The sequence below is a fragment of the Lichenifustis flavocetrariae genome, from assembly GCF_026130545.1.
Classification (GTDB): domain Bacteria; phylum Pseudomonadota; class Alphaproteobacteria; order Rhizobiales; family Beijerinckiaceae; genus Lichenihabitans; species Lichenihabitans flavocetrariae.
On record NZ_JAMOIM010000093.1, the window covers coordinates 1 to 8,232 of the forward strand.

Annotated in this window: 11 protein-coding genes; 8 read left to right on the plus strand and 3 right to left on the minus strand. The window is 64.8% G+C overall.

Translation table 11 applies throughout. The features are described 5' to 3' along the window. The 4 genes from M8523_RS35175 to M8523_RS35190 form a co-directional block, all read left to right on the plus strand. Window positions 1-315: BON domain-containing protein (locus M8523_RS35175; protein WP_282589458.1), on the plus strand; the 315-nt coding region annotated here is incomplete at its 5' end. A gap of 319 nt (window positions 316-634) precedes the next feature. Then, window positions 635-847, plus strand: a complete 213-nt coding sequence (locus tag M8523_RS35180) for a hypothetical protein (protein ID WP_282589459.1) — start codon at window positions 635-637, stop codon at window positions 845-847. Next, the gene (locus tag M8523_RS35185; protein ID WP_282589460.1) at window positions 844-2,451 is read left to right on the plus strand and encodes a bifunctional aminoglycoside phosphotransferase/ATP-binding protein; all 1,608 of its coding nucleotides are present in this window, start codon (window positions 844-846) and stop codon (window positions 2,449-2,451) included. The genes M8523_RS35180 and M8523_RS35185 overlap by 4 nt, the downstream gene beginning before the upstream one ends. Before the next feature lie 130 nt (window positions 2,452-2,581). Beyond that, window positions 2,582-3,889, plus strand: a complete 1,308-nt coding sequence (locus M8523_RS35190; RefSeq protein ID WP_282589461.1) for an NRAMP family divalent metal transporter — start codon at window positions 2,582-2,584, stop codon at window positions 3,887-3,889. A 68-nt stretch (window positions 3,890-3,957) separates the two neighbouring features. On the opposite strand, the gene M8523_RS35195 is transcribed toward M8523_RS35190, so the two are convergent. The 3 genes from M8523_RS35195 to M8523_RS35205 all read right to left on the minus strand — a co-directional run bounded on the left by M8523_RS35195 (window position 3,958) and on the right by M8523_RS35205 (window position 6,439). Then, window positions 3,958-5,697: a SulP family inorganic anion transporter gene (locus M8523_RS35195; RefSeq protein ID WP_282589462.1), complete on the minus strand. Its 1,740-nt coding sequence runs from the start codon at window positions 5,695-5,697 to the stop codon at window positions 3,958-3,960. A 55-nt stretch (window positions 5,698-5,752) separates the two neighbouring features. Next, a complete protein-coding gene (locus tag M8523_RS35200; protein WP_282589463.1) occupies window positions 5,753-6,031 on the minus strand; it encodes a helix-turn-helix domain-containing protein in 279 nt (92 codons plus the stop codon). 183 nt (window positions 6,032-6,214) lie between these two features. Beyond that, complete coding sequence (locus M8523_RS35205) at window positions 6,215-6,439, minus strand: hypothetical protein (RefSeq protein WP_282589464.1); 225 nt, start codon at window positions 6,437-6,439, stop codon at window positions 6,215-6,217. A 238-nt stretch (window positions 6,440-6,677) separates the two neighbouring features. Between M8523_RS35205 and M8523_RS35210 the strand changes: the two genes are divergently transcribed. From M8523_RS35210 to M8523_RS35225, 4 genes are all read left to right on the plus strand, one after another. Further along, window positions 6,678-7,055 (plus strand): DUF983 domain-containing protein, encoded by a 378-nt coding sequence (locus tag M8523_RS35210; RefSeq protein ID WP_282589465.1) that lies wholly within the window; start codon window positions 6,678-6,680, stop codon window positions 7,053-7,055. After that, window positions 7,052-7,477, plus strand: a complete 426-nt coding sequence (locus tag M8523_RS35215) for a DUF983 domain-containing protein (RefSeq protein ID WP_282589466.1) — start codon at window positions 7,052-7,054, stop codon at window positions 7,475-7,477. The genes M8523_RS35210 and M8523_RS35215 overlap by 4 nt, the downstream gene beginning before the upstream one ends. Window positions 7,478-7,563: 86 nt before the next feature. Next, the gene (locus M8523_RS35220; protein WP_282589467.1) at window positions 7,564-7,746 is read left to right on the plus strand and encodes a hypothetical protein; all 183 of its coding nucleotides are present in this window, start codon (window positions 7,564-7,566) and stop codon (window positions 7,744-7,746) included. A 178-nt stretch (window positions 7,747-7,924) separates the two neighbouring features. Further along, window positions 7,925-8,110 (plus strand): hypothetical protein, encoded by a 186-nt coding sequence (locus M8523_RS35225; protein WP_282589468.1) that lies wholly within the window; start codon window positions 7,925-7,927, stop codon window positions 8,108-8,110. The last annotated feature ends 122 nt before the right edge of the window (window positions 8,111-8,232 follow it).

Here is an 8,232-nt window from a genome sequence, read left to right on the forward strand (position 1 = left end):
ACCGGACAGGTCGACTGGAAATACCAGAGGGACGCGGCCGAGCACGACCTGCGTCCCCTGTCCGGCGTGGTCGGGGTGTCCGACCAGATCACGCTCAAGCCGCGCCCCAGCGCGACCGACATCTCGGCCGACATCAAGCGCGCTCTCCACCGGTCGTGGTCCTCCTACCAGGACAACGTCTCGGTGAGCGCGACGGGCGGCTCGGTCCGCCTCACCGGAACTGTGCCCACCTTCGACGACAAGTGGGTCGCGGACGATACCGCGTGGCGCGCCCCTGGCGTGACGGGCGTCGAGAACGACATCGCCGTCGTCTGATCGGCTGCCGCCGGAGAGCGATCCTTCGGCGGCAGTCCTTGGGCAAACCAAAGTTCAACGTCGTATGTGTTTCACCCATACGTTTTGCTTGGAGCGGGCCAAGCCGCGTTTCGCTGCCGGCAGCCCGGAGACGTTGTCAGCCACGCCTCAATCGACGTCGCTGAGTGTCCGGCTCGGAAGAGCATGGAAGATGCAAGGTTAGCAGTTGTCTTCAGAGGTTCTCGATTCTAGGCGAGTCCACCGGCCAGAGGTAAGGGACGGCGCCTCGCGTTGCCGAGACCGATCACGTCTTTGTCACCCGTCAATGAAGGAGATCAGCGTGGGCCACTATATCGTGAAGTTCTACAAGACCTTGCGCAACGACACGGGCCATGAGTTCGAAACATGCCAGGGCTCCGTCGAGACCCTTGCGGTTGACAGGACGGAGGCAACCGTTTTCGCCAAGCACCAGTTCCGCGAGGCGGGCCACCTGTCTGACTGGTCACAGCATGCCGATCGCGTCGAGGTCCTCGAAGCCGACTTCCCGTCGTGACCTTGGCGGACGGGTGGACGCTCGAAATGGGCTCCCACCTTTCGGGCCGCTCCGTGCAGACGTCAACGCCCGCAAATTGGCAGGCTGGAACGATCGCCTTTCTCAAGACCATTGTCGCAGCGGGCCGGGACACTTCGTCGGTGACGGTCATGCAGACGCACATATCCATCATCCTACTCGCCGGGCATCGGGCGTTGAAGCTCAAGAAGGACGTGCGCCTGCCCTATGTCGATTTCTCGACCCCGGACCTGCGGCTGACCGCGTGCGAACGGGAACTTCGCCTCAACAGGCGGACCGCACCGGGCCTCTACCTCGGCGTCCGACGCGTCTCGCGACAAGCTGACGGAAGCCTCGCGCTCGACGGGGACGGCCCGCTCGTCGACGCCGTGGTCGACATGGTCCGCTTCGATGAGGGCTGCCTGTTCGACGATCTTGCAACGAGCGGTCGCCTAACGGCGGAATACATTGAGGCCCTCGCGCGCCAAGTCGCGGCGTTCCACGGCACTCTCGATGCCGACCGGCATCGGTCCGGTTCCGAGATCATGTCGGCCGTGCTGGACATCAACCAGAACGCCTTCGCGGGCACGACCGTCTTCGGCGAGGACGAGGTGGCCACCTTCTGCCAAATGTTCCGGGCTCGGTTGGCGACCATCGCACCGCTCCTCGACGCCCGAGCGGTCGCAGGGAAGATCCGCCACGGGCACGGGGACCTTCACCTGCGCAACATCTGCCTGATCGACGGCGATCCGACCTTGTTCGACTGCCTCGAATTCAGCGACGACCTCGCGACCACGGACATCCTCTACGACCTGGCGTTCCTGTTGATGGACCTGTGGGCCCGAGGGTTGCATGCGCACGCCAACCTCGCGCTCAACCGCTATCTCGACGACCTCGACGAAACGGACGGGCTGCCGCTGCTGCCGTTCTTCATGGCTGTGCGGGCCGCCGTCCGCGCGCACGTGACGGCGACGCAGGCCATGGGCGCCACCGCCGGGGCCGATCGTCTTGAGCGCGACGCCAGAACCTACTTCGACCTGGCGGTCGCCTTGCTGGAAGTCCGGCCGACGCGGCTGGTGGCCGTCGGCGGCCTCTCGGGATCGGGCAAGTCGACGGTGGCGGCGTCTATCGCACCCTTCGTCGGACCGGCGCCTGGGGCCCGCGTCATCGGCAGCGACCGGACGCGAAAGCGCATGTTCCGCGTGCCGGCCCGAACGCGGCTGCCGGCGGAGGCCTACCTGCCGGCCGTCTCGGCCGAGGTCTACGGGAGGCTGCGCTCCGAAGCCGCGCGCGTCCTGCACCTCGGGCACGGCGTCGTGGTGGATGCCGTCTTCGACAGGCCGGACGAGAGCATCGCGATCGCCGAAGTCGCCGAGCGGGAGGGCGTCCCCTTCCGGGGTCTATGGCTGACCGCCCCTCGCGAGGTCCTGCTCCATCGTGTCGCTCAGCGTCGCGGCGACGTTTCCGACGCGACCGGCGACGTGTTGCTGTCGCAGGTCGAAAGAGCCGTGCCGCCTGCGGCTTGGGCTTCGGTCGCTGCCGACGCTTCGGTCGAGGTGGTTTGCGCCGAGGCTCGTTGCGCGCTTGCGGAACTACGGACGCCATGATCGCATGGCCGCTGGGCGAAGTTCGTTCAAGCGAGGATCGATCGTTCCCGAAAAGGCCGATGAATGTCGGATGGCACGTCCAAGCTCGGCTGCACGGCGATCGTGCGCTGCCCTTGGTCCTGAGGCTGCGATGAAACTTCCACCCCAGCCGGAGACGAACATTCCCGTCGTGCCAAATCCGATTGGACTTCCACTGAAGCCGGTCGGGTTCCTCAAGAAACTCGGACCGGGTCTCGTCACCGGTGCGGCCGATGACGATCCGAGCGGCATCGCCACATACAGCCAGGTCGGCGCGCAATTCGGGTACGGACTCGCCTGGACGATGCTGTTCAGCCTGCCGCTGATGGCAGCTTTCCAGGCTGTCTGCGCGCGCATCGGCGCGGTGACCGGCGCCGGCATCGCCCACAATCTCCGGCGGCATTATCCCGCGTGGCTGCTCTGGGTCGTCGTCGTTCTTCTGCTCGTCGCCAACGTCATCAATCTCGGTGCCGATCTCGGGGCGATGGGAGCCGCCGCACAGCTGCTCGTCGGAGGATCTGGGCGCCTCTATACGGTCCTGTTCGGTATCGTCTGCATCCTGCTCGAAACGTTCCTGACCTACGCCCGCTACGCCGCCGTGCTGAAATGGCTGACGCTTTCCCTGTTCGCCTACGTCGCGGTTGCCTTCGTGGCGCACGTTTCGTGGGAAGCCGCCCTGCGAGGCACGCTGGTGCCGCATCTGGTGTTCGATGCGCCGCATGCCATGGCGCTCGTCGCCGTGCTTGGCACGACCATAAGCCCCTACCTCTTCTTCTGGCAAAGTTCGCAGGAGGTCGAGGAGGCCCATAGGCGGCATGTCCAGCCTTTGCGCCTCGCGCCACGTGAAGCGGCGTCGGAACTCGCGCGCATCCGGACCGACACGATCGCCGGCATGGGGATCTCGAACCTGATCGCGTTGTTCATCATCCTGGCGACGGCGGCGACGCTCAACGCCAGCGGCATGACCGAAATTCAGACATCGGCGCAGGCCGCCGAGGCGCTTCGCCCCGTCGCGGGGCCGTTCGCTTTCGTCCTGTTCGCCGCAGGCATCGTCGGAACCGGCCTGCTGGCCGTGCCCGTCCTCGCCGGGTCCGCCGCCTATGCGACCAGCGAGGTCTTCCAGTGGGTTGGAAGCCTGGACAGTAGCCCACGGGAAGCCAAGGCCTTCTACGCGACCATCGCTCTGGCCACCCTCGGCGGCGTCGCCCTGAATTTCAGCCCGCTGGACCCGATCAAGGCGCTCTACTGGAGCGCCGTCGTCAACGGCGTGCTCGCGGCGCCCCTCATGGCGGTCATCATGTTGATCGCCGCGAACCCACGCATCATGGGCCGGCTGACGCTGCCCTTTCCGATGAAGATCATGGGATGGCTGGCGACACTGGTGATGGCCGTGGTCACGATCGGATTCTTCGTGATCTGAGCCTGCAAGTGACGCCGTCCCGCGCGTCGACCCCAGCACGGATACTGGCGCGATCCGTTCGCCTAAAATCAAACCGCTGTCTGATCGGCCGAAGCGATAGTCGTGTCGGAGACGGAGCGGGTCCCTCTTTTTCTACTACGTGTCTCGTCAACCGTGCGGGCATAGCGAACCTGGGGTTCATGCAGGCCGGCCTGGAGGAGCGTTCGCCGGACGCTAACCCGGGCACCGGCGACGAAGACCGTCGTGTTCGCCCGCAGCAGCTTGTCGACGAACGTCTCCAGCGCCTTCGCCGCCGTCGTGTCGATCATGGGAACGTCGACCATGTCCAGGACGAACGTGCTCGGGTATCGACCGACGCGGTCCAGCGCGATGCTGACGGCCGCGGTCGCACCGAAGAAGAACGCCCCGCTGATCTTGTAGACCATGAACTCCGGATCCGAGGCGATCCTGGGATCGTAGGCCGGCCGCCTCCCTTCGTAGTCGTCCGCTTGGTCCTCGCCGACGAGCGTTCCGCCGTCCTCGACCTCGACCGCCTCCGCCATGCGATGCATGAAGAGGAAGGCGCCCAACGTGACACCCACGGCGATCCCGACCGTGAGGTCCTCGAAGACGACCAGCAGGAAGGTCGCCAGAAGGACCATGGCGTCGCCCCTGGAGGTGCGCAGCAGGCCGACGAACTCCTCCTTCTCGGCCATGTTCCAAGACACGACGGCCAGCACCGCGCCGAGCGAGGCGAGCGGGATGAAGGAGGCGAGCGGCGCCGCGATCAGCATGAAGAGCAGGACGTAGATGGCGTGCAGGATGCCGGAGATCGGCCCCTTGGCCCCCGTCCGCACGTTGGTCGCGGTGCGGGCGATCGTTCCCGTCACGGGCATGCCGCCGAAAATGACGGCCGCAATGTTGGCGACCCCCTGGGCCACCAGCTCGCAGTTCGAGCGATGCCTGCGTCCACTCATGCCGTCCGCTACGACCGCGGAGAGCAGGGATTCGATCGAGCCCAGAAGGGCGATGGCGAGCGCGTCGGGGATCAGGGCACGCATCTTGGCAAGATCGAGGGCCGGAAGAACGGGCGCAGGAAGGCTCCTCGGCACCCCGCCGAACGCGGTGCCGATCGTCGCGACGTTGAGGTGCAGGAGGCCGGTCACGGCGGCGCAGACCGCCACGGCGATCAACATGCCGGGCCAGTTGGGCCGGACCCGCCGCAGCCCGACGATCAGCGCGATCGCCAGGACTGACATCGTGACGGTGATGGGCCGCGCCGTATCGATCGCCGCCCAAAGGACAGCGAGCTTCGGAAGCAGGGCAGCCGGCTCCTTGACGACGTCCAGGCCCAGCAGTTCCTTGATCTGGCTGGCGAAGATAATGACTGCGATGCCGGCCGTGAATCCCACCGTGACGGGGTACGGGATGTACTTGATGTAAGTGCCCCATCTCAGGAGGCCCACGACGATCATGATCACGCCCGCCATCATCGTGGCGAGCACCAGGCCGTCGTAGCCCTGTCGCTGCACGATGGAGAAGATGAGGACGATGAAGGCACCCGCCGGACCGCCGATCTGGAACCGGCTGCCGCCCAAGGCGGACACCAGGAACCCGCCGACGATGGCCGTGTACAGGCCTCGGTCGGGGCTGAGGCCGCACGCAATCGCGATGGCCATGGAGAGCGGCAGGGCGACGATGGCGACGGTGAGGCCCGCGATCGCGTCGCTCTGAAAGTCGCGAAGGCCGTAGCCCTCGCGCAGGATGGTCACCAGCTTGGGGGTGAACAGCTCCGCGAACGTAGGCTTTCGGGCAGGTCGCTTGTCCATGGGTGTTCCTCACGCGGGAACGGCGGCATCGCCGGATGAGAGGCGGCAGTCGTCGTCAGGATTCAGTTCGAGCGTCCGCCCGGGCTGCCGTTTGCCGCAGGCGGACGCCGCGTCCGCCTGCGTCGCTGCGCATATTTTCGGTGATCAACTCGACGCCGGCCGCCTGCAAGGCCTCGACGACCTTGGTCAGGGTTTGGACTACCCCTCGCACGTTGCCGTCGCTGGCTTCCATGCGCTGGATGGTCGGCAGCGAGACGTTCGACATGCTGGCCAACGTCTTCTGATCGATGCCGAGGAGGGCGCGGGCTGCACGGATCTGGGCGGCGGTTACCATGGGATCGGTCCAAACGAGTTTCGACGTTTGATATTCTAGACGTGTAGCTTGATGGATAGAACATCAATGGTTCGATGATGACGTCTTTATCCAAATCGGGGCGCCCCGCTTGCCACGTGGCCCGCTCGCGCAACCTGAGTTCGTCGCGCTCGCCCGCGCTGACCAGGTCGGCGATCGCGCGCTTCAGGTCGAGACGAACCTGTCCCTTGCAGGTCCCCACATCGGATGGTGGCTGGACCTCAAGGTGTACAACGCGCCCATGTAGGCGCGGTCGATCAAGTCGATCGTCGCCGCGTCCAGGAGGGCGATACACTTCCCGCCCCCCACGCCTGAGGGGCCGTCGCCCTCGGCCGGCCAGCGACCAAGAGCCCGGCAATAAGCAAGGCTTTCGCCCTTGTTCGTCGACATATCGGACCTCCACGCCCTCGACCAGAGAAACACGTCCAACCTTGCACCGCTCGGTCAGCCGTCAGAGGCCGGTACGAAGGCCACTGTTTTACATCAATCAGAACGTTTAAATTATTTAGATAGATGCGCAAAACATCAAGATACCAATAAATTACTTAGCTTGAAGCTTGGATTGCGCCTGCCGAGTAGCCACGTCGTGGGGAGGCGTTCCGCACCCGGATCGTCGCGAGGACGAACGATGTCCATCCATCTCGACTACCCGCCGGTGGGACCGGTATCCGCCGCGCTTCATGGGCGATGCCCGCGATGCGGCAACGGCAAGCTCTTCGACGGCTTCCTAGATATCCAACCGTCGTGCGACGTTTGCGGACTCGACTTCGGTTTTTTCGACCCCGGCGACGGTCCATCGGTGTTCGTCTCGTTGATCGGCGGAGCGATCGTCGTCGGCTCGGCACTCTGGATGGAGGTCAACTACGAACCGCCAATGTGGGTGGACATGGTCATTTTCCTGCCGCTGACGCTCGTCGTTTGCCTGGGCATCCTTCGCCCGCTGAAGGCGCTCCTGATCGGCTTGCAATACCGCCACAAGGCCGAACAGGGCAGGCTGTCACCATGACGGCGATCCCTTCATCGACATTGGCATTCGCGCATTCCGGACCCGAGAAACGGGACGTCGGACGAGCGTTGAGGCGTGGCTTCCTCGGCCGGTGTCCACGTTGCGGCAAGGGCCACGTCTTCCGCGCTTTCCTGAAGGTGCGGGACCGGTGCGAGGTGTGCGGCGAGGACTTGCACCACCACCGCGCCGACGACGCCCCTCCCTACCTCACCATCCTGATCGTTGCCCACGTCATGGGGATCGCCATGGCAACAGTTCTCGGCACATGGGACGACATCCCGACGTGGGTCAACTTCACGCTTTGGCCTACGATGGTCGTCGTCCTTTCCCTGGTTCTGCTTCCCCGGATCAAGGGTGCGCTCATCGCCCTCCAGTGGGCGCTGCGGATGCACGGATTCGGCGGAGGGGATGAAACGGCTTGAGGCCAGGCGAAGGTCCGAGCGCGACTTAGAGTGGCTCGATCATGCGGCCCGTGCGACAGTCAGATCTTCGCCCGATTGAGAATTCCGTGCCGCCCGAGCAACCAAGTCTGGCAAAGGAAATGCTTCGAAACGTCATGTGCGCCGCGACGATCGCCGGCACGTGGTTCCTGATTTACGTTTTCGTCGGCGTGACGACGACATCGGCCGTCCTCGCCGCCATCCTTGCCGGTCTCATCCGCGTCCTGTTCTCCTACATGACATTCGATTGATCGTGGTCGTCAGCGCCTAAGCGGCGCGGCAGGCGAGAGACGCCACATCTGTCCGGAACGCAATTCCGAACGAAGGCGTCACGGAGAACGCACAATGCAGTGGTGGGCATGACAGCCCTCGTCACGGGCGCGTCGAGTGGCTTGGGCGAGGCGTTCGCGAGGCAACTTGCCGAGCGGGGTGCCAACCCTCCTGGTCGCCCGTTCCGAGGACAAGCTGAACCGGCTCGCCGAAACGCTGCGGGACCCGCACCGGGTGCAGGTCACCGTGGTGGCCGCGGACCTGTCGTCGACCGAAGTGGTCGACGGACTAATAGGCGAAGTGAGGCACCGTGGTCTCCATGTCCGACATCCTGGTCAACAATGACGGTCTCGGAGTGTTCGAGAACTTCCTCGACACGTCGTTCGCTAACCCGGATTATGCAGCGTGGGTAGGCGGATGTGGCGCAACCTGCTGAAATAGCGTATGAATTGGGTGTCGAGACCGAT